Annotated in this window: 29 protein-coding genes and 1 tRNA gene; 19 read left to right on the forward strand and 11 right to left on the reverse strand. The window is 61.6% G+C overall.

Features of this window, described 5'->3' with window-relative positions; translation table 11 throughout:
* Positions 1-234: 234 nt before the first annotated feature.
* Together NKI99_RS09475 and NKI99_RS09480 are read left to right on the forward strand one after the other, a co-directional pair.
* The gene (locus NKI99_RS09475; protein WP_127297149.1) at positions 235-534 is read left to right on the forward strand and encodes a hypothetical protein; all 300 of its coding nucleotides are present in this window, start codon (positions 235-237) and stop codon (positions 532-534) included.
* Positions 535-784: 250 nt separating this feature from the next.
* Entirely contained in the window at positions 785-1,339 is a 555-nt protein-coding gene (locus NKI99_RS09480) for a methyltransferase domain-containing protein (protein ID WP_352610661.1), read from the forward strand.
* Between the two features lie 113 nt (positions 1,340-1,452).
* Here the strand turns inward: NKI99_RS09480 and NKI99_RS09485 are convergent, their stop codons facing one another.
* Both NKI99_RS09485 and NKI99_RS09490 read right to left on the reverse strand, forming a co-directional pair.
* The gene (locus NKI99_RS09485) at positions 1,453-1,752 is read right to left on the reverse strand and encodes a hypothetical protein (RefSeq protein ID WP_352610662.1); all 300 of its coding nucleotides are present in this window, start codon (positions 1,750-1,752) and stop codon (positions 1,453-1,455) included.
* Between the two features lie 38 nt (positions 1,753-1,790).
* Complete coding sequence (locus NKI99_RS09490; RefSeq protein WP_352610663.1) at positions 1,791-2,009, reverse strand: hypothetical protein; 219 nt, start codon at positions 2,007-2,009, stop codon at positions 1,791-1,793.
* A 763-nt stretch (positions 2,010-2,772) separates the two neighbouring features.
* Between NKI99_RS09490 and NKI99_RS09495 the strand changes: the two genes are divergently transcribed.
* Positions 2,773-3,006 (forward strand): hypothetical protein, encoded by a 234-nt coding sequence (locus NKI99_RS09495; RefSeq protein WP_352552867.1) that lies wholly within the window; start codon positions 2,773-2,775, stop codon positions 3,004-3,006.
* A 155-nt stretch (positions 3,007-3,161) separates the two neighbouring features.
* On the opposite strand, the gene NKI99_RS09500 is transcribed toward NKI99_RS09495, so the two are convergent.
* From NKI99_RS09500 to phaC, 4 genes are all read right to left on the reverse strand, one after another.
* Positions 3,162-3,404 carry a DUF6894 family protein gene (locus tag NKI99_RS09500; protein WP_023810468.1) on the reverse strand — a complete coding sequence of 81 codons (243 nt, stop codon included), beginning with the start codon at positions 3,402-3,404 and terminating at the stop codon, positions 3,162-3,164.
* A 351-nt stretch (positions 3,405-3,755) separates the two neighbouring features.
* A tRNA-Glu gene (locus NKI99_RS09505) sits at positions 3,756-3,830 on the reverse strand.
* 241 nt (positions 3,831-4,071) lie between these two features.
* Entirely contained in the window at positions 4,072-5,319 is a 1,248-nt protein-coding gene (locus tag NKI99_RS09510; protein ID WP_352552870.1) for a YcbK family protein, read from the reverse strand.
* Between the two features lie 216 nt (positions 5,320-5,535).
* Positions 5,536-7,371, reverse strand: coding sequence for a class I poly(R)-hydroxyalkanoic acid synthase (gene phaC, locus NKI99_RS09515; RefSeq protein WP_352610664.1), 1,836 nt, complete (start codon positions 7,369-7,371; stop codon positions 5,536-5,538).
* Between the two features lie 43 nt (positions 7,372-7,414).
* On the opposite strand from phaC, the gene NKI99_RS09520 reads away from it, so the two are divergent.
* The 8 genes from NKI99_RS09520 to recJ all read left to right on the forward strand — a co-directional run bounded on the left by NKI99_RS09520 (position 7,415) and on the right by recJ (position 14,670).
* Positions 7,415-7,861, forward strand: coding sequence for a hypothetical protein (locus NKI99_RS09520; RefSeq protein WP_352610665.1), 447 nt, complete (start codon positions 7,415-7,417; stop codon positions 7,859-7,861).
* 44 nt (positions 7,862-7,905) lie between these two features.
* Positions 7,906-9,123 (forward strand): LL-diaminopimelate aminotransferase, encoded by a 1,218-nt coding sequence (locus NKI99_RS09525; RefSeq protein WP_352440223.1) that lies wholly within the window; start codon positions 7,906-7,908, stop codon positions 9,121-9,123.
* Between the two features lie 47 nt (positions 9,124-9,170).
* Complete coding sequence (locus NKI99_RS09530) at positions 9,171-10,484, forward strand: homoserine dehydrogenase (protein ID WP_352610666.1); 1,314 nt, start codon at positions 9,171-9,173, stop codon at positions 10,482-10,484.
* 134 nt (positions 10,485-10,618) lie between these two features.
* On the forward strand, positions 10,619-10,975 hold the full coding sequence (locus tag NKI99_RS09535; RefSeq protein ID WP_352440225.1) for a hypothetical protein: 357 nt from the start codon (positions 10,619-10,621) through the stop codon (positions 10,973-10,975).
* A 71-nt stretch (positions 10,976-11,046) separates the two neighbouring features.
* A complete protein-coding gene (locus NKI99_RS09540) occupies positions 11,047-11,214 on the forward strand; it encodes a Thivi_2564 family membrane protein (RefSeq protein WP_023810476.1) in 168 nt (55 codons plus the stop codon).
* 200 nt (positions 11,215-11,414) lie between these two features.
* The gene (gene glpX, locus NKI99_RS09545) at positions 11,415-12,398 is read left to right on the forward strand and encodes a class II fructose-bisphosphatase (RefSeq protein ID WP_352440226.1); all 984 of its coding nucleotides are present in this window, start codon (positions 11,415-11,417) and stop codon (positions 12,396-12,398) included.
* Positions 12,399-12,471: 73 nt separating this feature from the next.
* Entirely contained in the window at positions 12,472-12,705 is a 234-nt protein-coding gene (locus NKI99_RS09550) for a DUF6434 domain-containing protein (protein ID WP_023810478.1), read from the forward strand.
* Positions 12,706-12,885: 180 nt separating this feature from the next.
* Positions 12,886-14,670, forward strand: coding sequence for a single-stranded-DNA-specific exonuclease RecJ (recJ, locus tag NKI99_RS09555; RefSeq protein ID WP_352552877.1), 1,785 nt, complete (start codon positions 12,886-12,888; stop codon positions 14,668-14,670).
* Between the two features lie 7 nt (positions 14,671-14,677).
* Here the strand turns inward: recJ and NKI99_RS09560 are convergent, their stop codons facing one another.
* The 3 genes from NKI99_RS09560 to folE all read right to left on the reverse strand — a co-directional run bounded on the left by NKI99_RS09560 (position 14,678) and on the right by folE (position 16,921).
* Positions 14,678-15,652 carry a patatin family protein gene (locus NKI99_RS09560; RefSeq protein ID WP_352440228.1) on the reverse strand — a complete coding sequence of 325 codons (975 nt, stop codon included), beginning with the start codon at positions 15,650-15,652 and terminating at the stop codon, positions 14,678-14,680.
* 81 nt (positions 15,653-15,733) lie between these two features.
* On the reverse strand, positions 15,734-16,195 hold the full coding sequence (hisI, locus tag NKI99_RS09565) for a phosphoribosyl-AMP cyclohydrolase (protein ID WP_352440229.1): 462 nt from the start codon (positions 16,193-16,195) through the stop codon (positions 15,734-15,736).
* Between the two features lie 90 nt (positions 16,196-16,285).
* Positions 16,286-16,921, reverse strand: a complete 636-nt coding sequence (gene folE / locus NKI99_RS09570; RefSeq protein ID WP_023810482.1) for a GTP cyclohydrolase I FolE — start codon at positions 16,919-16,921, stop codon at positions 16,286-16,288.
* 239 nt (positions 16,922-17,160) lie between these two features.
* On the opposite strand from folE, the gene NKI99_RS09575 reads away from it, so the two are divergent.
* Positions 17,161-17,598, forward strand: coding sequence for an iron-sulfur cluster assembly scaffold protein (locus NKI99_RS09575; RefSeq protein ID WP_023810483.1), 438 nt, complete (start codon positions 17,161-17,163; stop codon positions 17,596-17,598).
* A gap of 18 nt (positions 17,599-17,616) precedes the next feature.
* Here the strand turns inward: NKI99_RS09575 and NKI99_RS09580 are convergent, their stop codons facing one another.
* On the reverse strand, positions 17,617-18,522 hold the full coding sequence (locus NKI99_RS09580; protein ID WP_352610667.1) for a LysR substrate-binding domain-containing protein: 906 nt from the start codon (positions 18,520-18,522) through the stop codon (positions 17,617-17,619).
* Positions 18,523-18,614: 92 nt separating this feature from the next.
* Here NKI99_RS09580 and NKI99_RS09585 point away from each other — a divergent pair, with 92 nt between their 5' ends.
* The 7 genes from NKI99_RS09585 to NKI99_RS09615 all read left to right on the forward strand — a co-directional run bounded on the left by NKI99_RS09585 (position 18,615) and on the right by NKI99_RS09615 (position 24,074).
* Positions 18,615-18,773 carry a hypothetical protein gene (locus NKI99_RS09585; RefSeq protein ID WP_352610668.1) on the forward strand — a complete coding sequence of 53 codons (159 nt, stop codon included), beginning with the start codon at positions 18,615-18,617 and terminating at the stop codon, positions 18,771-18,773.
* Between the two features lie 85 nt (positions 18,774-18,858).
* Positions 18,859-19,233: a membrane protein insertion efficiency factor YidD gene (yidD, locus tag NKI99_RS09590; RefSeq protein ID WP_023810485.1), complete on the forward strand. Its 375-nt coding sequence runs from the start codon at positions 18,859-18,861 to the stop codon at positions 19,231-19,233.
* A gap of 147 nt (positions 19,234-19,380) precedes the next feature.
* On the forward strand, positions 19,381-20,208 hold the full coding sequence (gene blaOXA, locus NKI99_RS09595) for a class D beta-lactamase (protein WP_352610670.1): 828 nt from the start codon (positions 19,381-19,383) through the stop codon (positions 20,206-20,208).
* Between the two features lie 176 nt (positions 20,209-20,384).
* Entirely contained in the window at positions 20,385-22,361 is a 1,977-nt protein-coding gene (gene thrS, locus NKI99_RS09600; RefSeq protein ID WP_023810487.1) for a threonine--tRNA ligase, read from the forward strand.
* Positions 22,362-22,447: 86 nt separating this feature from the next.
* Positions 22,448-23,386, forward strand: coding sequence for a lysophospholipid acyltransferase family protein (locus tag NKI99_RS09605; protein WP_352610671.1), 939 nt, complete (start codon positions 22,448-22,450; stop codon positions 23,384-23,386).
* A 108-nt stretch (positions 23,387-23,494) separates the two neighbouring features.
* The gene (locus NKI99_RS09610; protein WP_023810489.1) at positions 23,495-23,770 is read left to right on the forward strand and encodes a type II toxin-antitoxin system ParD family antitoxin; all 276 of its coding nucleotides are present in this window, start codon (positions 23,495-23,497) and stop codon (positions 23,768-23,770) included.
* Positions 23,760-24,074 (forward strand): type II toxin-antitoxin system RelE/ParE family toxin, encoded by a 315-nt coding sequence (locus NKI99_RS09615; protein WP_352440234.1) that lies wholly within the window; start codon positions 23,760-23,762, stop codon positions 24,072-24,074. The genes NKI99_RS09610 and NKI99_RS09615 overlap by 11 nt, the downstream gene beginning before the upstream one ends.
* Before the next feature lie 34 nt (positions 24,075-24,108).
* On the opposite strand, the gene NKI99_RS09620 is transcribed toward NKI99_RS09615, so the two are convergent.
* Positions 24,109-25,071 carry an RgsD C-terminal domain-containing protein gene (locus NKI99_RS09620; protein ID WP_027036844.1) on the reverse strand — a complete coding sequence of 321 codons (963 nt, stop codon included), beginning with the start codon at positions 25,069-25,071 and terminating at the stop codon, positions 24,109-24,111.
* Between the last annotated feature and the right edge of the window lie 112 nt (positions 25,072-25,183).

Here is a 25,183-nt window from a genome sequence, read left to right on the forward strand (position 1 = left end):
CTACATCCCTGAGGAATCGACCACTTTGTAGCAGGATTATGACCCGTGTGACCGCGTTAGCCTATGGTGTGATCGCGGAAGACAGGTCTTCGTTGAAGATAACGGCAGAGAGCTTCCCAGTGGCGGGCCATAGGGCAATCCCAGGTGCGGACCTCTGGATTGCCCATTTTTCTTGGAACCGTCGTGCCGCAGCGAAGTTCGGTACCAAAGGGACATTCCGAAATGGAGTTGATCATGAAACAGGTTCTTTTCGCTTCAGCCATTATGGCACTGTCAACTGGCCTCGCATTTGCGCAATCGACCGACACGACCACAGGCGGATCGTCGACCTCGACAACCAAGACCATGCCGAGCACTACGACCGATCAGGGCACGGATTCGACCACCACGAGTGGAACGAACTCGAACTCCGCCAAGGACTGCGCTCCGGGTCAACAAACTGGCAGCGCCAAGCAGGCAGCGCCAGGTCAACAGGATACCGATGCTAACTCGGCTGCTCCTGGCCAGATGAAAAAGACCACGGAAGGCTGCTGACCTTCCGTTGGGACTTTCCTGTCCCAGGTTGATGCATAGCGGTCGATTCTCAGGATGTAGCCACTTTCGAAAAAACCGTCGTGCTGGGCCGGCACGGCGGGTTCGCCTCGCTGAAGGACTTCTGGGAGGTCCAATGAGGATGCGCCTAGACACCCTTTCAGCCGCCATTTATGTTAGACATCTCTAAAGTGCAGATGAGCCGCTCGGCTTTAGAGTGCGCCAAGGGCCTGCATTCGAGCTCTAACTTGTTGTGCTTTTTCATCCGGGGGGACACCAGTATGACAAGCGAACGTCAGCACGAATACGAACTGGGCATTCGGAAAGAGAACTAAAAAGGCTGGCGACGCAGGCGACATTGGTTGACCCGCTGACACGGGATTACCTACGGCGAGCTGGTCTCCGAGCGGGAATGCATGTCCTTGATGTGGGGAGCGGCGCCGGGGATGTCGCCTTTCTCGCGGCAGATGTTGTCGGACCCACAGGTCTTGTCATCGGCTCTGACAGGTCGGCGGAGGCTCTTGACGCTGCTCGGGCGAGAGCCGCGCAACGTGGTTTGGCGAATGTAATCTTTCACCAATGTGATCCTGCCACCTTCACTTTCTGCGTTTCCTTCCACAGTGCTGTCCTCGTCCAATGCATGCGGAACCGGCAGATACGCATTAGCGACAAGCCAATCGCTCACTATGGTTCGGATGAGGTCCGCCCTCGTGAGCCCCATTTCTTCCGCCACGCCCGACAAGGGCTCTTGGACCCTCGGGTCAAGCGCTGGGCCGGTTACGTTTCGGAGCATCAGGGCCGCTCGTAGGAGCATTACCAGAAGGTCCGCGCGGGAAAGGTCGGCGGGCGAGTTCTTTGTTAAAATCGCCCGGCAGCCCCGAAAGAAGTTTTCCAGACCGGTGCGGATTTGTTCCCACCCCACTACTGCTGCTCGGGCATTTCAGTATTTTCCTGAGGGTCTTTTTTCACGCCTGGGCTGGGTGACGTGTCCGCTGGCGCATTACCGCCCTGGTTTTGCTCAGGAGCACGCTTGAACGGTGCTGTCTGCCAAGAGCCGTTCGATAAAGGCGTGAGTACAAAGAATGCTATCAGGCCTAGAAAAAGGACGGCGATAACCGCCACGCCCCACGCCATGAGTCTTCGCGTGCCACGCTGTTCTTGCCTGCGAGATAGATTGTCCACCATTGCTCCGGCCTTTCGTGACGTGGCGCTGGTGAGCAACGCGCCTTCCCGAACTCGGTTCCGCCCGTCGTCCGACATCAGGCTTCGCCTTGAGGCGGCTTCCCGTCGCAGTGACGGTCTGCGGTTTCTGCTTTCTGCTTCGGGGGTGGCGTCTCCGCTCGAATCACTGGTTCCAGGTCGTTGGGAAAATTGGGCGCGTCGACTGGCAGTTTCGGCAGCAAATCTTTTTCGTCCGGTGATAGCGACGGAAGTATCTCTGCCACCTCGGCCAGGATGTCGTTTACGATCCCGTTCATTGCGTGCCTGCTGCGAAAATATCTCCTCTCGAACTTCGCTATTGCATCAAAGTTCCGGCCCCTAAGGATGCGTCGTTCATTCAGTGGCACGGGACGGACCGGTGAATTGGCCACTGTTCGAACCCTGCTGGTGATCTGATTTCCATCCAAGGTTTGGCCCGCTGCCGAACGGTGGGGGCTTTTTGTGTAATAGCGGAACCTGATATATCGAGGGGGGTTGGAAATGGCGGCAGCGTCCCCCGCTGCCGGGCCGAGGCTCCAAGCCCCGGCCGGGTCCGCCTCTGCCCGCCAGTGGGGGCGGACCCACTGGAACACGCTCCGAAAAGGAAGTTTGGATCGCGCTCGGTTCCCTTGGCGGAGCAGAACATCGGAAGGCCGTCACTGCTCCCTCAGGGCGACAAAATTGATGGGAACATTTTAGCAAACTGTAAATTGAAGGTTCTTCTGCAGGAGGCCAAACTGTCCCAGCGGAGCGTCGACAAAGACCGGTTGGAGCGCGCAGACCGTGAGGCAAAGATTGCTAACGCGGCCGAGAGAGAGGCGCGAGATACAAAAACTGCCCGACTTCGAGAACAACGCCTTGCTGCCGAAGCCAAGGCTTCACAAATCAAGAAAGGTCGATCCGGGTGCTAGGTCGCTTTAGCCGCTGATGCTCGCGCTCGATGCTCGGCTGCTTGAACGGGCCGAGTCGCTTGCCAGCCCGATGGCGATGAGGAATATAATCCTTCCGTTGCGGCGATCCCCTCAAACGGAGTTCGCACAAATGGCCCGATCGAAACCTTCCAAGCAGTTATCACAGGTTGAAATCGAGCGCTTTCTGGTGGCAGCGGAAGCGCTGCACCTGAGCATCGTCAAGCCGTTCATATCGCCGCACTGCGACCACTACAGACAGACACGCGTCTTACATGAGGTGCTTTTGAAAGCCGTGCGGGATGTGACCGGAAGGGAAGTCGAGTTCATCCGGTGGAACACTACTGGGCCGGTGCTACCCACTTAAGGCCTGACGTGTCGGTTAGTCCTTCTAGCAGCTTGCGCGACTCTGCGATTGTGCGGCGCGTGTCCGCGATGGCCGAAAGCATGTTGTCTGCCTCAGCGACCGCATGTCGCTGGCGTCGGTGCGCCGCCATAATGAATAGCTCTAAGGCGATGTCCTCATCCATCGGGCAGCTCACGCACCCACTCGAACGTGACCTTCACGGTGAATAGCGGCTTGCTGGTGTGGTCGCGGACACGGATGGCAACTTTCCTGAAAGTTTCCGGCATCTGGTCTTTGGCTATTTCGAGTAACGCTGTTGCTGCCTCATCTTCAGCGGCTTTCCGGCTTTTAAGCTCGGTGCCTTCAGGGTCGGGAAACACTTCGCCATCGTCCGTTAGATCAAAGAAGAAGCGGGCCATATGGCCTTAATTCCTAACCCCGAAAAAGGTTTCCTTGTTGCTACTTGCTGGTTATCCAGTCCACCAAGCCAACTTCGATCTGCTCGCACCCGACATAATCGCGGACCAAGCATGAGGACATTGACGCGCTGCTCTGGTCGTTCCTACCGGAAGAAGTATTGGAAGAGGCGGTCAACGCTTCGGAAGGCGGCGCAGCCTGAACTGTCGCGTTTGGCCCGCTACCTCACGGTGGCGGGCTTTTCTCAGTCACGTTGATTCGGTTTGTGCGCGAACGTCCGCTGAAATTCGCTGCGCTTATTCGACGCTTATGTGACGAATGGGGTACAGATTCGGCTAAGTCGTTGAAAGATCTGGTACGCCCAAGGGGAATCGAACCCCTGTTACCGCCGTGAAAGGGCGGTGTCCTAACCGCTAGACGATGGGCGCGCTCAGACGAAGCGGCTTATACTGGCGTTGTGCGCAACCGGCAACCCGTCAGGTGCCACCTTGGACAACTTTTTTCCGGGCCTGCCAAATCAACGATTTCCCGAAGTTGGCGAGCTTGACGATTAGCGGGGACGCCGCATCGCTCTGCTCCGGAATGATGAAGTTGGGAAGGCTTCGGCCAATCCGATATTCGGGATGCCCAACGGAACGATCTTGGCCGCCAGCCGATCTCAGATCCGCGCTAGCCGTCACCGCCGCTGCGCCGGCGGCAGCGCCAGTTCCAGTCGCGCTCGGGGCCGACGTCGACGTGAACCGATTCTGTGTGGCAGTAGGTGCCGACGCCGCCGCGGCCGGGCATGCTTCTGATGTAGCTCGCCAGTTCCCATTTCGAAACGCCGGGCACCTGGATGTCGGCGGCGGCGCAATACATGTGCAGCGAATTTTTGGCGCCGTTGGCGCGCCGGTTGCGGGCCGGGTCGCGATAGCCTGACGTCACCGTCATCTTGCGGCCGTAGTGGCCTTCGATCGTCTTCAGCACACGCACCAGCGACGGCTTCAGGCAGGCCACGTCGACGCTCTCGTTCTGCTTGAGCAGCCCGTTGGGCGCCAACCGGGCCATGCCGGCGGCTGACGCAACCTGATAGGAGCCGCCGATTGGCCCCTCATCCTCGTTGAGGTCGACGTCGCTTTCGTCATCGAGGCCGGACTTGCGCTTGATCTCGAACAGGGCCGTTTGGCGCACGCCGGGCAGGGCATCGCTGCCAGTGACGTGGCCGGTATCGCCGCCGAGCGAAGCCAGCTGCGCCGGCTTGGCCGTGGAACTGGCCGAGGCAAGCGTGATGATCGGCTTTGCCGCTGGTGGCGCCGCTTTTGCCTGCGCCGGGGGCTGCTCGCCCGTCCGGGCGTTGCTGATGATGGGGGCTGGTGTCGCCGAGGCTGGCGTTGCGCCAAACATCGAGGCGAGGAAGCCTTTCTTCTTTGGTGCTTCGGCCTGCGGCATCTCGCCAGCCGTCACATAGACCGGGTTGTTCATGGCCGGAGCGGAAGCGGGCTTCGGCGCCGCCACATCGCCGTCGACCGCGGCAATCTGCTGGGCGACCGCGTCGGTTTGCTGCGCGGTCTGTGCCTGCTGCGTCAGCGATTGCGGCGTGTTTCCAACGATGGTTTCGGCGCCCGCCGGCGTGATCAGCGGAAAGGCAGCTCCCGGTTTGGACATAGGCACGTAGGCGACTTTTTCAGGCAGCGCCGTATCGCTTGCCGTCATCACCGTCGTCTGCTCGGTCGTGATATCAGACGAATCGGAGGCGATCGCCTTGCCGCTGGAGGCCGCGTTTATGTCCGATGCGGTGGCATTGTAACCGGGCATTCCGACCGACATTGTCGGGTCGCCAGCCGAAGTGCAGGAGGCCAGAAGCAAGGAGCAGAGCGCTGCCACAATGGCGCGGCGTTCTCCCTTTGCGAGGCTCCATCCTGCTGATTTCAAAGTCAAATTCCCCCTCGATGTCCGGTCGGTATATCCTTGGCGCCACACGCATGCGTCGATGCCAGGGTGACCTTTGTCTCCGATCCGGAAACGAGACCTGTGTCAAATCCGCAAGCCTGAAAGTATTTTTGCGGTGATTGCCGAATTACGGCCGCTTGATGGTTGACGACACCATTTCGCCCGCTTTTGGCGGTCCGTCAACTCACCACACATTACAGTCCGTTACACACGTACTTTCACATAGGTGCCGGGAGCATCACCCAAGGTTTTCATATGCTTGCCCGGTTTGCGGGCAGGCACGCGGGTGTTGTCCTTGGCCTCTATCCAGTCTTGCCAGTGCGGCCACCAGGATCCTGGATGGTCGGTGGCATTGGCTATCCACTGGCTGAAGTCGCCCGTCGGCGTACCCCCGGTCCAATACTGGTATTTGTTGGATGCCGGCGGATTGACGACCCCTGCGATATGACCCGACCCGGCCATCACATACTCGACCGCGCCGCCGAAATATTTCGAGCCGAGGAACACCGAAAGCGCCGGCGCGATGTGATCTTCCTTGGAGGCGAGGTTGTAGACCGGGATGGTGATGTCCCCGAGCGAAACCGTGTGGCCCGCCAGTTCCATCGTGCCTTGCGAAAGGTTGTTCTCGAGATAGCAGTTGCGCAGGTAGAAAGAGTGATTGGCCGCCGCCATGCGGGTGGAATCGGCATTCCAGTAGAGCAGGTCGAAGGGCAGGGGATCCTTGCCGCGCATATAGTTGTTGACGACATAGGGCCAGATCAGGTCGCCTGAGCGCAGCATGTTGAAGGCGGTCGCCATCTTGGTGCCGTCGAGATAGCCTTTTTCGCTCATCGACTTTTCCACAGCGGCGACCTGTTCTTCGTCGACGAACACTTTCAGGTCGCCGGCATGGGTGAAGTCGACCTGCGTGGTGAAGAACGTAGCCGATTTTATGCGGTCGTCGCCCTCTTGCGCCATCAGCGCCAGTGCCGCCGCCAAAAGCGTGCCGCCGACGCAATAGCCGATCGCGTTGACGTCGCGTTCGCCGGTGGCCTTCTCGACCGTGTCGAGGCCATATTGCAGACCCTCGCGGATATAGGCTTCCCAGCTCTTGGTGCCGTGGCGCTCGTCCGGATTGATCCAGGAGATGACGAACACGGTGTGGCCCTGTTCAACCGCCCAGCGAATGAAGGACTTCTGCGGGTTCAGATCGAGGATGTAGAATTTGTTGATCCATGGCGGGCAGATCAGCAGGGGCCGCTTGAGCACCATCTCGGTCGCCGGGTCGTACTGGATGATTTCGGCGACGTCGCTGCGGCCGACCACCTTTCCGGGGGTGGTGGCGATGTTCCGGCCGATCTCGAAGGGGGAGTAGTCGGCCTGCCGCAGCTTCAGGTCGCCCTTGCCGGCGGCGATGTCCTCGGCCAGCATCTTCATGCCGCGCACCAGGTTTTCGCCGTTCGAGGCGACGGTTTCACGGAACAGTTCCGGATTGGTCAGGATGAAATTCGACGGCGAGATGGCGTTGGACACCTGCTTGACGTAAAACCCGGCCTTGTGGCGGGTGTGCTCGTCCAGACCTTCGGCGTGCTCGACCAGATCGGCCGCCCAGCGCGAGGTGACGAGATAGGCCTGCTTGAGGAAATCGAAGAAGGCGTTGCGGCCCCATTCCGGGTCGAGGAAGCGCTTGTCGCCGCGCTCCGGCTTGACCGCGTCCTCGGTGTCTTGCGCGGCGTTGCTGGTGCGCTGGATGGCGTTGGCCCAGACCGTCATATAGCCGGAGAACAGCCGCGTCTGCGCTTCCAGCGCGCGCTGCGGATCGGCAAGCCAGTATTCGCTGAGCTTGGAAAAGGTCTTCACCATATCGACAACGGGCTCGGCGACATGGTCGCGCACGTCGCCTTTTTCGCGCGGCTCGGCCCAGGCGGAAGCGGCCTTGCCGGCCTGCTCGATCATGCGAGCCATGTTCAGGGCGAAGCGTTCCGGGTCCTTCACCAGATATTGCTCGACGGTCGAAGGCTCGTCATCTTCCGCTTTGCCCGAATCGGGTGTTTTGGACATGGTTGGCGGGGTTCCTCCCGAGGCCTTTTCTTGACATATTAACATGGGACATCCGACCGGGCCAATCTCGCTCTACCTCGGCTGCCAGGGAAACAATATGACGATTAATATTGGCGAGACTGTTTTTTTCGGTGCCGGACGTTTTTGCCGCATCGGCGTGGCGATAGTCCTCATGGGGATTGCCGGGTGCTCGAGCACCAACACGAATGGCCCGACGCTTGTCGCTGCGGGTACGGGGCCGAAGGATACCGGCACCTTTCCGAACCTGAACATCAAGCCGCAAGTGGCGGCGCCTCAGTTCACCGAAGCCGAGAAGAACGCCAAGCTCGCGCAATTGAAGGCGGATGAGAATGCGCAGGCGGCAAAGGGCGGCGGCCCGAAGGTCGCCAACCAGGCGGCGCTGACGGATCTGGCCAAGAAGCATGGCGACGAAACGCTGAGGCAGATCGAAGCCAAATGCGACCCCACCCTCGACCCTACCTGCAAATAAGTATATAGCGCGCGCCCAACACCCCTTCGCTGTCTGGAACTGCCATGGAAGAATTTCACAAGGTTCGCCGGCTTCCGCCTTACGTGTTCGAGCAGGTCAACCGGCTCAAGGCCAGCGCCCGATCGCGTGGCGCCGACATCATCGACCTCGGCATGGGCAATCCGGACCTGCCGACGCCCAAGGCTATCGTCGACAAATTGTGCGAGGTCGTGCGCGACCCGCGCACGCATCGCTATTCCTCGTCGCGCGGCATCCCGGGCCTGCGTCGCGCCCAGGCCGCCTACTATGGCAGGCGCTTCGGCGTGAAGCTCAACCCCGACACGCAAGTGGTGGCCACGCTTGGCTCGAAGGAAGGCTTCGCCAACATGGCGCAGGCGATCACGGCGCCCGGCGACGTGATCCTGTGCCCGAACCCGACCTATCCGATCCATGCCTTCGGCTTCATCATGTCGGGCGGCGTCATCCGCTCTTTGCAGGTGGAGCCCAATGACGGCTTCATCCCGGCGCTCGAGCGCGGCGTCAAGCATTCGATCCCGAAGCCGTTGGCGCTGATCCTCAACTATCCGTCGAACCCGACGGCTCTGGTCGCTTCGCTCGATTTCTACAAGGACGTGGTCGCCTTCGCCAAGAAGAACGACATCATCATCCTGTCCGACCTTGCCTATTCGGAGATCTATTTCGACGGCAATCCGCCGCCCTCGGTGCTGCAGGTACCGGGCGCGATCGACGTCTGTGTCGAGTTCACCTCGATGTCGAAGACCTTCTCGATGCCGGGTTGGCGCATGGGCTTTGCCGTCGGCAACGAGCGACTGATCTCGGCTCTGACGCGGGTGAAATCCTACCTCGATTACGGCGCCTTCACGCCGATCCAGGTGGCGGCGGCACACGCGCTCAACGGCGACGGCGCCGACATCGCCGAGGTGCGCGATATCTATCACAAGCGCCGCGACGTGATGGTCGATGCCTTCGGCCGCGCTGGCTGGACCATTCCGGCACCGGCGGCATCGATGTTCGCCTGGGCGCCAATCCCGGAGCCGTTCCGACATCTCGGCTCGCTCGAATTCTCCAAGCTGCTCATCGAACATGCCGACGTGGCCGTGGCGCCCGGTGTCGGCTTCGGCGAGCATGGCGACGAATTCGTGCGCGTTGCTCTGGTCGAGAACGAGCACAGGATCCGGCAGGCGGCGCGCAACATCAAGCGCTTCCTGTCGACCAGCGCCAAGCAGCCCAACAATGTCGTGCCGCTCTCCGCTCACCGGTAAGCTTGCCGCACGCAAATTCGATCTGACTTTGAGGGACGTCGCCGGACATGGCTGAAGCATTGCGTGTTGGAATTGCCGGCCTCGGCACGGTCGGCTCGTCGGTGGCGCGTGTGCTGCGCGACAAGGCGGCGGAACTGACCCGCCAGTGCGGGCGTGACGTGATCGTCACCGCCGTCTCGGCGCGTGACCCGAAGCGCGATCGCGGCGTCGATCTCAGCTCGGCAGAGTGGTTCGACGATCCGGTCAAGATGGCGCAGACCGCCGAAATCGACGTGTTCGTCGAACTGATCGGCGGCGACGAGGGTCCGTCGCGCTCATCGGTGAAAGCGGCACTCGAAGCCGGCCGTCATGTTGTCACCGCCAACAAGGCGCTGCTGGCCAAGCATGGCGTTGCGCTGGCCGAAATCGCTGAGAAGAAGGGCGTGCTGCTCAACTACGAGGCGGCGGTGGCGGGCGGCATTCCCGTCATCAAGACGATGCGCGAGGCGATGGCCGGCAATTCGGTCACCCGCGTGTTCGGCATCCTCAACGGCACCTGCAACTACATCCTGACCCGCATGGAGGCCGAGGGCATCTCGTTTGATGCTTGCCTGAAGGACGCGCAGCGGCTGGGCTATGCAGAGGCTGATCCGACCTTCGACATCGAGGGTCACGACACCGCGCACAAGCTGTCGATCCTGACCAGCCTTGCCTTTGGCACCAGGATCGCCGCCAATGACATCTATATGGAAGGCATCTCCAACATCACCCAGGCCGACATCCGCGCGGCCGCCGATCTCGGCTATCGGATCAAGCTGCTGGGTGTCGCCCAGCGCACCGAGAGCGGCATCGAGCAGCGCGTGCATCCGACGATGGTGCCGACCGCATCGGTCATCGCGCAGGTGCATGGCGTCACCAATGCGGTGGCGATCGAGACCGACATTCTGGGCGAACTGCTGCTATCAGGCCCCGGTGCCGGCGGCAACGCCACCGCCTCGGCCGTCATCGGCGACATCGCCGACATCGCCAAGAGCCGGCCAGGCTTCCAGCATGGTCCGGTCTTCGGACGGCCGGCGAAGGAGCTGAAACCCTACAAGAAGGCGCAGATGCGCAGCCATGCCGGCGGCTATTTCATCCGCCTGACCGTGCATGACCGCATCGGCGTGTTCGCGGCTATCGCCAAGCGCATGGCCGACAATGACATTTCGCTGGAATCGATCGTTCAGCACGCGGTCAACGGCGAGGCGGCTGCACAGAAGACGGTGATCCTCGTCACCCACGAGACGACGGAGGCCGCCGTACGCAAGGCCGTCGATGGCATCACCAAGGATGGCCATCTGACCGACAAGCCGCAGGTCATCCGCATCGAGCGGGCAGGGTAGCTTTTGCCCGATAGGCCCCCTGCGGGACAGGGATCCCGCAGGCATTGAGGTCCGGTCTGGTGGGGACAGCCGCCACACGGGAACGAATTGGTGTCGTCGCCGTTCTCTTGGTCAGCAACCAGAGGAACCGCTTCATGGCCGATACCAACAAGCCCGACACCCCTAATATCGACGACATCCAGAAGACGCTGGAAAAGCAGATTGCCGATTTGCGCCGGGAGATCACCAAGATCAACAAGAGCATTTCGGCGCGGGGCGCGGAAATGCTCGATGACGCCAGCGAACAGGCGTCCGAGTTCTACGACACGGCGGCGAACCGCGCGTCGCGAACCGCACAGCAGTTGCGCAGCCAAGCTCAGTCCGTCTCGGAAGTAGCGCGCGAAAACCCCGGTACGACGACTGCCCTGGTCGGCGTGATCGGTTTGCTCGGCTTTATGGCCGGTTTTGCCATAGGTCAGTCGACGAACGATACGTCGCGCCGCTGGTATTGACCACGGCGCGATAGGGCCGGGTTTGCCGGCTCGTTTCCTTGTTTCAGCACATCATTTTTAAGGAGGGCACTGTGGCTTCATCCGCCTTGATCAGCATCCTGATCACATTCCTCGTCATCATCCTCGTTCTCTATCTTGTTCAGCGCCTGCCGCTCGACGGCCGGATGAGGCAGATCGTGCAGGTTATCGTCCTCATAATCGGCATCATTTCGCTGCTCAAATATCTTGCGGTTTTCTAGCGCCGAAGAGTCTAACTTTCGCTTTTCAAGGCCGGCCCGGTTCATTGCGGCCGGCTGGCCTTGTTTCAAAAATGCGTTTTAATCGATTGATATTGCTGACTATTCGATAAATCTTCCGCAGGTCTTGCCGTTGTCATGCTCGTTTGACAAAACAGGCCCGCCTCCGGCGGGGGCCGCATTGGCAACGAGGAAATCACCAGATGAATGTGGCCCAGAACATCGTCGCCGGCCTTGACCGGATACTCACCATGGAACTGGTGCGCGTCACCGAACGAGCCGCCGTCGCGGCCGCCAGGCTGCGCGGGCGCGGCGACGAAAAGACGGCCGACCAGGTAGCCGTGGATGCCATGCGCCAGGAGCTCAACCGGCTTTCCATCAAGGGCACGGTGGTGATCGGCGAAGGCGAACGGGATGAGGCGCCGATGCTCTACATCGGCGAGGAAGTCGGCACTGGCAAAGGTCCGGCCGTCGATATCGCGCTCGATCCGCTCGAAGGCACGACGATTTGCGCCAAGAACCTGCCCAATGCACTCGCGGTCATCGCGATCGCCGAAAAGGGCAGCCTGCTGTTCGCGCCCGACGTCTACATGGACAAGATCGCCATCGGTCCGGGCTATGCGGACGGCGTCATCGACATCGATGCCTCGGCGGCTGAGAACATCGCCAGCCTCGCTCGGGCCAAGGGCGTCGCTGTATCGGAAATCACCACCTGCATTCTCGACCGGCCGCGCCATGCCAAGCTGATCGATGCCGTGCGCGCCACGGGGGCCGCGATCCGGCTGATCGGCGATGGCGATGTCGCCGGCGTCATCCACACCACGGACCCGGAAGAAACCGGCATCGATATTTATCTGGGCACTGGCGGAGCACCCGAGGGCGTGCTGGCCGCTGCCGCGCTGCGCTGCACCGGCGGCCAGATGCAGGGCAGACTGATCCTCGACACGGCGGAAAAGGTTGCTCGCGCGGCAAAGATGGGTATTTCCAATCCGAAACGGGTCTATCGGACGGAGGACATGGCGCGCGGCGATGTGTTGTTCGCGGCCACCGGTGTCACCGACGGCAACATGCTGGCTGGCGTCAAGTTCGGCCACAATTACATCACCACCCACACGATCGTGCTGCGCTCGTCGTCGCGGACGGTGCGCGAGATCAAGGCCCGCCATCAGGATCTGGATAAGTTCTGACGCTCGCTTGCGAAGCCGCCTTGCAATTGTTAGCCATTCGGGCGCATCCGATGATGGCTGCAGGGATTTGACGATGAAACCGTTCGACTGGCATGCGGATCCGATTTCGCGTGCCACCGCCATCACAAAGTCCTATCGCAACACCCAGAATGTGCGTCGCTTTCTCATCCGGGAATGCGGCAACGCATTCATGTTCGACCGGCCTTTCATGGCCTGGCTCAAGGACGGTGTGGAAAAGACGATGGGCGATGCGGCCGACGAATGGCTTAGGCGACAGGCTGAAAAGCGGAAAGCGCAGTTTTCTTGACCTATTCCGGGACGGCGCACACCCGTGAATCGCATGGCTTTGCCCGCCTTTGGCCTATAGAGCGTCGCGTGAACGTGACGCGCTTGAAATTGTTGCCAATGCAGGTCGTGGCCTCAAAACCGCTGCGCACTTATGGGCGGCATGCATTGTCGTGCGGCCAACGATGAGTTGGCAAAGCGTATGACCGGCGAAAAACGCCTCTTCCTCGATGTCAGGCAGTCGGTATCAGGGGTTTCCTGGGAACATCGGCTGACAGAACGCCAGGACATGATTGCGCTCGCCATCGCGCAAGGCCATGGCGTGCCCGACATCGTCGCGCGGGTGCTTGCCGGCCGTGGTGTCACCGCCGAACAGACCGAGCGGTTTCTCGACCCGACGATCCGCGATCTTCTGCCGGATCCGGCATCGCTGACCGACATGGACAGGGCGGCGGCCCGCATCGCCGCCGCAGTAATGGCCAGGGAAAAGGTGGCGATCTTCGGCGACTATGATGTCGACGGCGCCGCCTCGTCGGCCTTGCTGAAGCGGTTCCTCGCGCATTTCTCGGTGCCGTCGGAAATCTATATCCCGGATCGCATCTTCGAGGGCTATGGTCCCAATCCCGAGGCCATGCGCGAACTGGTTTCGCGCGGCGCGACACTGATCGTCACCGTCGATTGCGGCACCAACAGCGCCGTTTCAGTCGATGCCGCCAACGAGGCCGGGGCCGATGTCGTGGTGCTCGACCACCATCAGGTCGGCGGTGCCTTGCCGGCGGCAATTGCCGTGGTCAATCCCAATCGCGAGGACGACCTTTCCGGGCAAGGCCATCTCTGTGCCGCCGGTGTGGTCTTCCTCGCCCTAGTGCAGACGGCGAGAATCCTGCGCGGCCGCATGGCCGATGCCACACCGCCGGACCTGCTTTCGCTGCTTGATATCGTCGCCTTGGCCACAGTCTGTGACGTGGTGCCGCTGACCGGCGTCAACCGAGCCTTCGTGGTCAAAGGGCTGCAGATGGCGCGCCAGCAGAAGAACGAAGGGCTGGCGGCGCTGGCACGGGTGTCGCGCATCGGCGAGCCGATCAGCACTTTCCATCTGGCCTATCTGATCGGGCCGCGCATCAATGCCGGCGGACGCATCGGCGATGCCGCACTTGGCAGCCGGCTGCTTGCGACCGACGACCCGGTCGAGGCGCGCACCATTGCCGAGACGCTCGACCGGCTCAACCAGGAACGGCAGTTGATGGAGCAGGAGATGCTCGCGGCGGCGCGCGCCGAGGCCGATGCAGAGCTTGCCGGCGGCAATGGCCCGGCTATCGTCGTCACCGCCAGCAACAGCTGGCATCCGGGTATTGTCGGCCTGCTCGCTTCGCGATTGAAGGACCACGCCCGCCGGCCGGCCTTCGCCATCGCCTTCAACACTGTGGGCATCGGCACCGGTTCGGGCCGCTCGGTCTCGGGTTTCGACCTCGGCCGGCTGGTGCGCGAGGCGGCCGTTGCGGGGCTGATCGTCAAGGGCGGCGGCCATGGCATGGCGGCGGGCATCACCGTGGAGCGGGCGAAGCTTGGTGAGCTCAGGGCGTTTTTCGAAGAGCGGGCGGCAGCCGACGTGTTCCGCCTGCAGGGCGAGGAAAGCCTGGCCATAGACGGTGCGCTTGCCGCTGAAGGCGCGACGCTCAGCCTGCTTGACGCGCTGGAAAAGGCCGGACCCTTCGGTGCCGGGCACGCTGCCCCCGTTTTCGCGCTGCCGCGCCACCGACTAGCCGATGCGCGGCCGGTCGGCACCAACCACATCCGCGTGGAGCTGCAATCGGAAAGCGGCGGCCGCATCCAGGCGATCGCCTTTCGCGCCGTCGATACCGCGCTTGGCGAATTTCTGTTCAAGAACCGGGGCAAGACGATCCACGTCGCCGGTTCGCTGTCGGGAAATTACTGGAACGGCAACCGCACCGTGCAGTTTCGCATCACCGATGCGGCGCGTGCGTAGGTTTTGATCAGGCGAGAACGGTCTGCAGCCGGGTCAACTCGCCGATCTGGGCCATCGTCGCCTGATAGCCGATGTTGATCGCCTCGTCGGCGCGGTGGAACTCGGTCAGGCCGATATGGCTGAGCTTCGGCTGCAGCGACATATCGGGCGGGTCGCCGGCAAGCCTGGCACGCGAAATGCGGTCCTGGATGATGTTGAAGGCCTCGACCATGACGCCGGTAATGCCGAGCCGCGTCTGATGCGACTGGTGCTCGGCGTCGACCTTGCCGGGCCTTGGTGCGTCCTTTTCGATGACCAGTTCGCCGGCGCTGTGTTTTATCACCGCGGCACGGCCGAACAGATCATAGTGAAGGTTGACCGCCACGACGAGCGGCTGCTCGTACGCGCGGCAGACCGAAACCGGTACGGGGTTGACCAGCGCGCCGTCGACCAGCACGCGGCCATTGCAATTCACCGGCTCGAACACGCCGGGAAGCGCATAGGAGGCGCGCATGGCGGTGATCAATGAGCCGCTCGACAGCCAGATTTCGTGGCCGGTGCGGATTTCGGAGGTGACCGCCACGAACGGCTTGGTCAGGTCCTCGAAACGAATGCCGGCCATGTGCTCGCGCAGCCTTGCATCGAGCTTCATGCCGCCGAACAGGCCGCTGCCGCGCAAATTGAGATCGAGCAGGCCGAAGATGCGGCGCTTGGTCAGGCTGCGGGCGAATTCTTCCAGTTCGTCCAGTTTGCCGGCGAGATAGCAGCCGCCGACCAGCGCGCCGATCGAGGTGCCGGCGATCATCGATACTTCGATGCCGGCTTCGTCGAGCGCGCGCAGCACGCCTATATGCGCCCAGCCGCGGGCGCAACCGCCACCCAAGGCGAGCGAAATGCCTGTTTTCTTCTGGGAGTTCGTTTCGGACGCGCCGCCTGACGAGGACAGGCCGTTGGCCTCCCTGACATCTGGTCTGTTACGCAATGACGCCCACTCGAGCATCATGATCTCCCTTGTCCCACGGCTACTATACGAGCGGGCCGTATCGAAATGATGAATCTGTGTGGTCGGTGTCAGGCAGAAGGTTCAAGCTAGTGGTTTCCGATACGTTTTTTCCGCATCGAACAGCGGCTTGCTGCCGTCGTCGGCAAGCGTCCCCTTGCCATCGATCAGCCCCACCGTCCGATAAAAGCATGAACGCCGGCCAGTGTGACAGGTTGCGTCGTGGCCCAACACTTTGACGCGCAACCATATGGCATCCTGGTCACAATCCGTGAGCATCTCGACGACATGCTGAAAATTGCCTGATGTTTCGCCCTTTTTCCAAAGTGCGTCCCGCGAGCGCGACCAGTAGTGGGCTATGCCGGTCTCCAGTGTCAGTGCCAGTGCTTGCGCATTCATATGCGCAACCATCAACAGCATGCCGTCCGCGGCGTCTGTCACGATGACCGTGACCAGCCCGGCTGCATCGAAGCGCGGCGAAAACACCGCGCCTTCCTCAAGCGCTTTCTTGTCTGACGGAGCTTTTGGAAATTCCAGTGCCGACATCGCCGGTCCATTTTCCTCTTTGACCATGATCTTGTCCGAAAACCGGTCTCCACTTTTCGGGATCATGGTCTGATGGCCGGCGAGGGCCGATCAGACCCCGCCGCCGCGCACCATGGTGACGAAACGGACCTGCTCTTCGGGCGTGTCCTTGAAAACGCCGGTGAAGGTCGAGGTCAGCGTGGTTGAACCCTGCTTGCGGATGCCGCGCATGGCCATGCACATGTGCTCGGCCTCGATCATGACGGCGACGCCGCGCGGATTGAGCACGTCCTGGATGACGCCGGCGATCTGCGCCGTCAGCGCCTCCTGGGTCTGCAGGCGGTGGGCGAAGATATCGACGACGCGGGCGATCTTGGACAGGCCGACGACCTTGCCGTCCGGAAGATAGCCGACATGCGCCTTGCCGATGATCGGCACCATATGGTGCTCGCAATGTGAATGGAATGTTATGTCCTTGACGATGACCAGATCATCGTAGCCGGCGACCTCCTCGAAGGTGCGGCCGAGCTCGTCGGCCGGGCACATGTCATAGCCGCCGAACATTTCGCGGTAGGCCTTTGCCACCCGCTTCGGAGTGTCGACCAGCCCTTCGCGGTCCGGATTGTCGCCGGTCCAGCGCAAAAGCGTGCGCACGGCGGCTTCGACTTCGGCTTCGCTCGGCCGGTCGGTGACCGGCTTTTCCATATAGGCTGACTGTGGCATGAGCTTCTTGATGACGGCATCCATAAAGGCGTCTCCCGTAGTCCCTCTCGGCGGAGGGACGAGTTGAACGGACCACGACCTTTCGGTGTCGGAAACTCGCCCCGTTTCCAGCCCCGTAAGCGGCGTGAACTTCCCGGCAAGGACATTGGCTTTCGTCTTCTTGTCGATACCGGACTGCCACCATTATATAAGGTCATAGCGAGCGAAAGGAAGACACGACAGCGGCAATCGCTGTTCGCTTGGCGGCGACGGATTGGAAAATAATGATAAACGAGGTCTACAACGCGAAAATTCTCGGTTTTGCCGGGAACATTGGCCGCATCGGCCGGCTCGATCATCCTGACGCAACCGCCAAGGCGCACTCCAAGCTATGCGGTTCCACGGTCACCGTCGACCTCAAGATGCAGGACGGCGTGGTCACGGACTTTGCCCATGATGTGAAGGCCTGCGCGCTCGGCCAGGCGTCGTCATCGATCATGGCGCAACATGTCGTCGGCGCGAGCGCCGAGGAATTGCGCGCGGTGCGCGACACCATGCTGAAGATGCTCAAGGAAGATGGCGCCCCGCCGGACGGTCGCTTCGCGGACCTCAGATATCTGGAGCCGGTGCGCGATTACAAGGCCCGTCATGCCTCGACCATGCTGACTTTCGACGCCGTGGTCGACGCCATCGGCCAGATCGAGAAGCGCGCCGAAGCCTGAGGGCCGGCAACCGACCGTTTACAATGCACGTCTGCTTTCGGCAAATTCGCCGCGTACCCAGTCCGCGAACGCGGCGGCCGGCTCCGACAGATCGCGCAAGCTTCTGGCCACCAGCCAATAGGCGCCGGATGCGACGTCGATGTCGAACGGCTTGACCAGCGCGCCGGACGCGACTTCTCCGCCGATCTGCAAGAGATCGCCCAGTGCAACGCCATGTCCGAGCAAGGCGGCCTGCTTTGAAAGCGACGCATCCGCCAGCATCGGCCCGCGCGCCGGCACGGCGTCGGCGGGCACGCCGGCCGCTTCGAACCAGCGCGCCCAGCCCTGGCGGTTCTCCTCGTGCAAAAGCGTGTAGCGACCAAGATCGATCGGCTTCTCGAGGGCGGGGCCCGAGGCAAGCAGCGCCGGCGACAGAACAGGTGAGTCGACTGTCGAAGCAAGTTGCTCGGCTTCGCTGCGCGGCCACGCGGTGGCATGTGCGCTGAAGCGCAAGGCAAGCTCCGGCTGATCGCTGCGGAACTCGATCAGCCTTGGATCGACCTCGAGCGAGATGTCGATGTCAGGCCGCAATTGGCGAAACCGGTTGAGCCGTGGCACCAGCCACACGGATGCAAGCGACGGCTCGACACTGACACGGACCACGGACTGCGCCGGTGTCGCCACCAGTTCTCCAAGCAAGGTATCGATAGCGTCGAAACTTCTGACAAGCTGATCCAGCAGACGCCGTCCGGTGTCGGTCAGTTCGACACGGCGATGGTGACGTTTGAACAAGGGTTGGCGCAGGAAGATTTCGAGTTCCCGGATCTGCCGGCTGATCGCCGCCTGTGAGACGAAAAGCTCCTCGGCGGCCCGGCTGAAGCTCAGATGCCGGCCCGCCGCCTCGAAGCTCCTCAATGCCGTCAACGGCAGGCGCCCACGCTTCATTTCGCATAACCCAGGATTATCCGAAGTGGAAATTATACTCGTTTGAAGGCGAAGGCCAGCGGCCGTTCTAATCGCATCAAAGGAGACCGACCATGATCCAGTTGCTGAGCATCTTTGGCGATGTCATGCGGATCGCAACGTTTCAATGGCGTGGCAGAAGACAGCATAAAAAGCGTTACGAAGAGCCGACCAGTCGTGGCCGGTGGGTGGCTTCGGCTGACTGGCAGCCGTTTCGTCGTTTCCGTCCGTGACGGTGGGGCCATGCAGGGCGCGGGGATTGCGTTCTCCAGTAGAAGCCCACATCTATCGCGTGGGAAACGCGAAACGGAGACTGTGGTGCGCGACCAGCATGGGCATGCGCATATCGCCCGGCCGCCGAAACGCGGCCGTAACTGGCCCGGTCCATGGCGCAAGACGCCGGGCCGTCTCCTCGGCACGTCGCTCGTGCGCCTCTACCAGCTGACATTGTCGGGCTTTGTCGGCAATTCCTGCCGGCATCTGCCGACCTGTTCGGAATATGCCCATGAGGCGATCGCCCGCCATGGCCTGTGGGCGGGCGGTTGGATGGGATTTTTCCGGATGCTGCGCTGCGGGCCATTCGGCACGCATGGCATAGACCTCGTGCCGGAGGTGCTGGAGGATCGTTATGTCTGGTTCACGCCATGGCGGTACTGGCGGATCGGCAGCAAGCGCGGCGAAGCGCAGGGGTGATCGCGTCAGTCAGGTCCCGCCGGCTCTGCCCGTTTACGATCCGGTAGGGTTAACAACAGCCTGCACAAAGACTGCGCATTTGAGACAAAATCGAGACAAGAGACCTCGCTAAGCCGCTCCGGAACCCCCTTCTGGAGCGAGCAGAAAATGCGCAATTTCGACCGTCTTCCCTTCATCTTTGCCGGGATACTGTTCCTGCTCGCCTGGCTCCTGGGATTTCCGCTGCGCGCGCAATCGGCGCCGCTGGGGGACGTGCAGTGCACGGTGATCGCCGATGCGGCGAGCGGCAAGGCGCTCTACCAGGACGGGGTGTGCGACGAGCGGTTCAGCCCGGCTTCGACGTTCAAGGTGCCGTTGTCGCTGATCGGCTATGACAGCGGGATCCTGAGCGACGAGCACACGCCGAGCTGGGATTACAAGCCTGAATTCAACGCGGTGAAGCGGGATCAGAAGACCGTCGATCCGGTGGTCTGGGAGCGGGATTCGATCCTGTGGTTTTCCCGGGAAATCACCCGCCGGCTTGTGTCTGGGAGTTTTGCCGGTTATGTCTCGAAATTCGACTACGGCAACGCCGATGTTTCCGGCAATCCCGGCAAGAATGATGGTTTGACCAAGTCCTGGGTGAATTCCTCGCTCAAGATCACGCCGGTCGAGCAGGTCGAATTCCTGCGCAAGCTGCTGGCCCGCAAGCTGCCTGTCTCGGCCAGGGCTTACGACATGACATCAGCCATCATCCCGACCTTCCAGGCCGGAGGCTGGACGGTGCAAGGCAAGACCGGAAGCACCAGGCTGCGCAACGACGTCGACAAGGTTCAGGACAAGCGTTCGCTCGGCTGGTTCGTCGGCTGGGCGCAAAAGGATGGCCGCCAGATCGTCTTTGCGCGGCTTGTCGTCGACACCAACCGCACCGACATGCCCAAGGGCCTCAAGACCCGCGCCGCGTTCCTGAAGGACCTGCCGCTCCTCATCAAATGAACGCTGGACATTTGAGCCGGGCTTTACGGAGGCGGAATCTGTCCATAAAAGACAGCCGCTGCCGGACGCATCCGGCTTTTCCCTATGCATATCGTAACCCAAAACCGCCATACACTTTTGGGCGACATGCATTTCAACCACCCGCGCTCGTTTGCGGGACTGGATAGGAGATATATATGCTGAATTCCGTTTCCCTGACATTTCCCGATGGCTCCGTCCGCGAATACGACGCGGCGATGACCGGTGCCGGCCTCGCCGAATCGATCTCGAAATCGCTGGCCAAGAAGGCGGTCGCCTATGCGATCGACGGCACGGTTCGCGATCTCAGCGATCCGCTCGGCAAGTCCGGCAAGGTCGAGATCGTCACCCGCGACGACCCGCGCGCGCTGGAGCTGATCCGCCATGACGCGGCCCATGTGCTGGCGGAAGCCGTGCAGGAATTGTGGCCGGGAACGCAGGTGACCATCGGGCCGGTGATCGAGAACGGGTTCTACTACGACTTCGCCCGTAACGAGCCGTTCACGCCTGACGATTTTCCGGTGATCGAGAAGAAGATGCGCGAGATCATCGCGCGCAACAAGCCGTTCACCAGGGAAGTCTGGTCGCGCGACAGGGCGAAAAAAGTCTTTGCCGACAAGGGCGAGCGCTACAAGCTGGAGCTGATCGACGCCATTCCTGAGGATCAGAATCTCAAGATCTATGCGCAGGGCGACTGGTTCGACCTCTGCCGTGGCCCGCACATGGCCTCGACCGGGCAGATCGGCAATGCCTTCAAACTCATGAAGGTGGCCGGCGCCTATTGGCGCGGGGATTCGAACAACCCGATGCTGACCCGCATCTACGGCACGGCCTGGGCCGACCAGGCGCAGCTCGAAGCCTACCAGATGATGCTTGAGGAGGCCGAGAAGCGCGACCACAGGAAGATCGGCCGTGAGATGGACCTGTTCCATTTCCAGGAAGAGGGACCGGGCGTCGTCTTCTGGCATGCCAAGGGCTGGAAGATGTTCCAGAACCTGGTCAACTACATGCGCCGCCGCCTCGACGAGCAGGGCTATCAGGAGGTCAACGCGCCGCAGGTGCTCGATAAGAGCCTGTGGGAGACGTCAGGCCATTGGGGCTGGTATCGCGACGCCATGTTCAAGGTGACGGTCGCCGGCGACGACACCGATGACGACCGGGTCTTCGCGTTGAAGCCGATGAACTGTCCGGGCCATGTGCAGATTTTCAAGCATGGGTTGAAGTCCTATCGCGATCTACCCGTGAAACTTGCGGAATTCGGCAATGTGCATCGCTACGAGCCGTCGGGCGCGCTGCACGGGCTGATGCGTGTGCGCGGCTTCACGCAGGACGATGCGCACATCTTCTGCACCGAGGAGCAGCTGGCTGCGGAGTGCCTGCGCATCAACGATTTGATCCTGTCGACCTATGCCGATTTCGGTTTTGACGAAATCAGCGTCAAGCTTTCGACGCGGCCCGACAAACGCGTCGGCACCGACGAAGCCTGGGATCATGCCGAGGCGATCATGGGGAGCGTGCTGGAGACGATCAGGACACGATCCGGCAATCGCATCAAGACCTCGATCAATCCGGGCGAGGGCGCCTTCTACGGACCGAAATTCGAATATGTGCTCAAGGATGCTATCGGCCGCGAATGGCAGTGCGGCACGACGCAGGTCGACTTCAACCTGCCGGAACGGTTCGGCGCCTTCTATATCGGCTCCGATTCCGAGAAGAAGCAGCCTGTGATGGTGCACCGCGCCATCTGCGGTTCGATGGAGCGCTTCCTCGGCATCCTGATCGAGAACTATTCCGGCCATTTCCCGCTGTGGTTCGCGCCGCTGCAGGTGGTGGTGGCGACGATCACCTCGGATGCCGACGGCTATGCGACCGAAGTGGTGGCAAAGCTGAAGGCCGCCGGGCTGTTGGCAGAAGCGGATTTGCGCAACGAGAAGATCAACTACAAGGTCCGCGAACACTCGCTGGCCAAGGTTCCGGTCATCCTCGTCTGCGGCAAGCGCGAGGCGGAAGAGCAGACGGTCAACATGCGCCGGCTGGGCTCACGCGACCAGGAATCGCTTGGCCTTGACCAGGCGATCGCGCAATTGACCGAAGAAGCCGTCACGCCCGACCGCAGGCGCAAACGCGCTGCCTGATCGGCATAGTTTTTCGGCCAAATGGCGGTGGAGCGATCCACCGCCATTTTCATATCCTTGTCACGCCGACCTTGTAACGAACCCCTATGCTCAAGCTGAAATCGCGCGAACGACCCTTTCCCGAGCTTTCCTATGCCAATCCGCGCCAGCCGGCGCTGACGCGCTGGTTCATCCATTCGATCGAAGGCCTGTCGGGCCGCGACCGCTACACCGCGCTTTACGATTTTTGGCGCCGCCAGGTCGTGCCGACCGGCGAGCGTGTGTTCAGCCGCATGCTCGACCTGATCGACGTCCGCATGCGGACGGCAGATCAGTGGCCGCCAGCGCAATTGCCTGATACGCCGCTGGTGATCGTCGCCAATCATCCGTTCGGCATCGGTGACGGCATTGCCGTGCTGTCGCTGGCCGAGCAGCTCGGACGGCCGTTCCGGGTGATGATCCACAAGGACCTGCTCAAGATCCGCGAGATGGAGCCCTACTCGCTGCCGATCGACTTTTCCGAGACCAAGGACGCGCTGAAGAACAACATGGCCGTGCGCCATGAAGCGGTGCGGCTGCTGAAGGAGGGCGTCACCATCGTGGTGTTTCCGGCCGGCGGTGTCGCCACCGCGCCAAAAGGTTTTGGCCGGGCGCGCGACCTGCCGTGGAAGATGTTTCCGGCCCGTCTCGTCCAGGAGGCCAAAGCGTCGGTCATCCCGATGCATTTTTCCGGGCAGAACGGCAGGCTGTTCCATCTGGTCAGCGGCCCGATGAACATGGCTGAGAGCGACGGCCGGGTGGCGAAATTCATCGGCAAGGCCTCGGTGACATTGCGCACGTCGCTGCTCATCCACGAATTCGCGCGGTTGTCCGGCAAGGCGATCGACGTGCGTGTCGGCAAGATGCTGAGCTGGAGCGAACTGGAGCCATTGCGCGACCGCAAGGAGTTGCTCGACCGCCTTTATCGCGGCGTGTTCGACCTTGCGCCAGTCGTGAGGCGCCGCCGGATTCCGTTCCTGCCGGCGCGGACCAAGCTGGCTGCTTGAGGCAACAAACGTCCGGCTCGCGAGGGGCCGAGACTCGACCGTCCGTTCAGAAAATAGTATGACACTGTAACGTTGCGGTGCTATAAGGAGGCAAGAAACGAACTTGCCATGAGAACCAGCAAACCAATCACCGTGACCCTCGGCCGCCAGCAGAGCAGCGTCGACGCACGTCTGGCCTCGGGCGCCTACGATTCCGCCAGCGAAGTCATGCGCGCGGCGCTACGCGCCCTCGATCGCGAGGAGCAGATCATCACCGCTGTTATGCACGCCAAGGTCCAGGAAGCCCTTGACGACCCGCGTCCGGACATCCCGGCAGAAGACGTCTTCAAAGCGTTGCGCGCCCATCATGCGGACCGCATGAAGGCCTCTAAGCGTGACGCATAAGGTCGTCTTCAGGCCAGCGGCTCAAGCCGACCTCTTCGCCATCTACAATTACATCGAAAACGACAGCGGGAATCGGCGTGCCGGCGACTATGTCAACCGCATAGAGGCCGCGTGTATGGCGCTGTCCACCTTCCCGGAGCGCGGGACCGTGCGCGACGCTGTTGGCCCCGGCGTCCGCATCGTCGGTTTTGAACGCCGCGTATTTATCGTTTTCCGGGTCAACGGTGACACCGTGGTCATCCTGCGTGTGCTCTACGGCGGACAGGATTATCCGGCCAGTTCAGAGGATGAAGCAGACACCTGATTCCTCTGGTAGGGATTGCGAACTGCAGTCTGGTCTAATCAGCACCTTCTTCGGGATCCATCGCCGCGGCCTCGGTGGCCAGAACCTCGATTTCCTGGTTCTGCCCGGCCACGACCGTAAAATCCTTCTGGTAGATGCGGTCGCGGTTCTTGGCGATGATGGTGTAGTCGCCCTCGGCCAGCACCATAGAGGCGAAGGCGCCGACAGTTTCCTTGATCGGATCGCCGGACTCATTGAGCAGCGACCAGGAGGTATCGGCGATCGCCTCGCCGCCGGTTTCGCGCACCAGCTTCATCGTGATCTCGGCGGCGTGGTGCTCGACGGTCGCTTCGGTCAGCTTGCCGGCCTCGACACGGATGTCGGAGCGGATGACCGCGTTGACCGCGCCATAGGTCGAGACGACATGGTAGATGCCGGCGTTGAGCCGCACGACGCTGTTAGGCTCGACATCGGGAATGATCAGCGCGCGGTCGCCATTGGCCTCGGCGGTGCCCTCGTAAATCGAAAAGCGCAGCTTCTTCGGTGGAATGCGCACGCCGCCGGACAGCACGGCGTCGAGCTTGAGGCCACCGGCGTCGAGCACGAGGCTTTCGCGCTTGGCGTCCTTGCCGACAGTGATGCGCTTGGTGGCGCCGGCCCGGCCGTAGGAGGCGTGAACCAGATAGCTGCCAGGCTCGAGCTGGAAGACGGCGGTGCCGCCATGGGAGGAGGCGACCATCGGCAATTTGCCGTTGACGGCTTCGGGCTTGAAGACCCGCCAGACGATGCCGCGCGTGATGTCGGAACCCTTGTCGGTCAACTGGGCGGACAGCGTGATGGCGCCGCCGCCGCTTAGTGCCAGTGACGTCTCGCCTTTCGGCGTCGCGTAGCTCGAAATTCCCGGAAGCTTCAGGTCGCTGACACCGTCGACGTTCTGCGCCATGGCGAACGAAACCGGCGCCATCAACAGCAGGGCACCGAGCCAGATCAGGAAAAGACGGACAGTCCCCTCAAACATGCCTTGCGTTGAAGCCCATGGCGGTGGCAATTTCAAGGCTTAAGAGTCCGATCGATACGACTCTCTTCCGTCCGGCGTATCCCGCGCCAATGCCCGAGCCGCCGAATTCCCG

Origin of the sequence: Mesorhizobium sp. M0239 (assembly GCF_040321815.1) — a bacterium.
GTDB lineage: Bacteria > Pseudomonadota > Alphaproteobacteria > Rhizobiales > Rhizobiaceae > Mesorhizobium.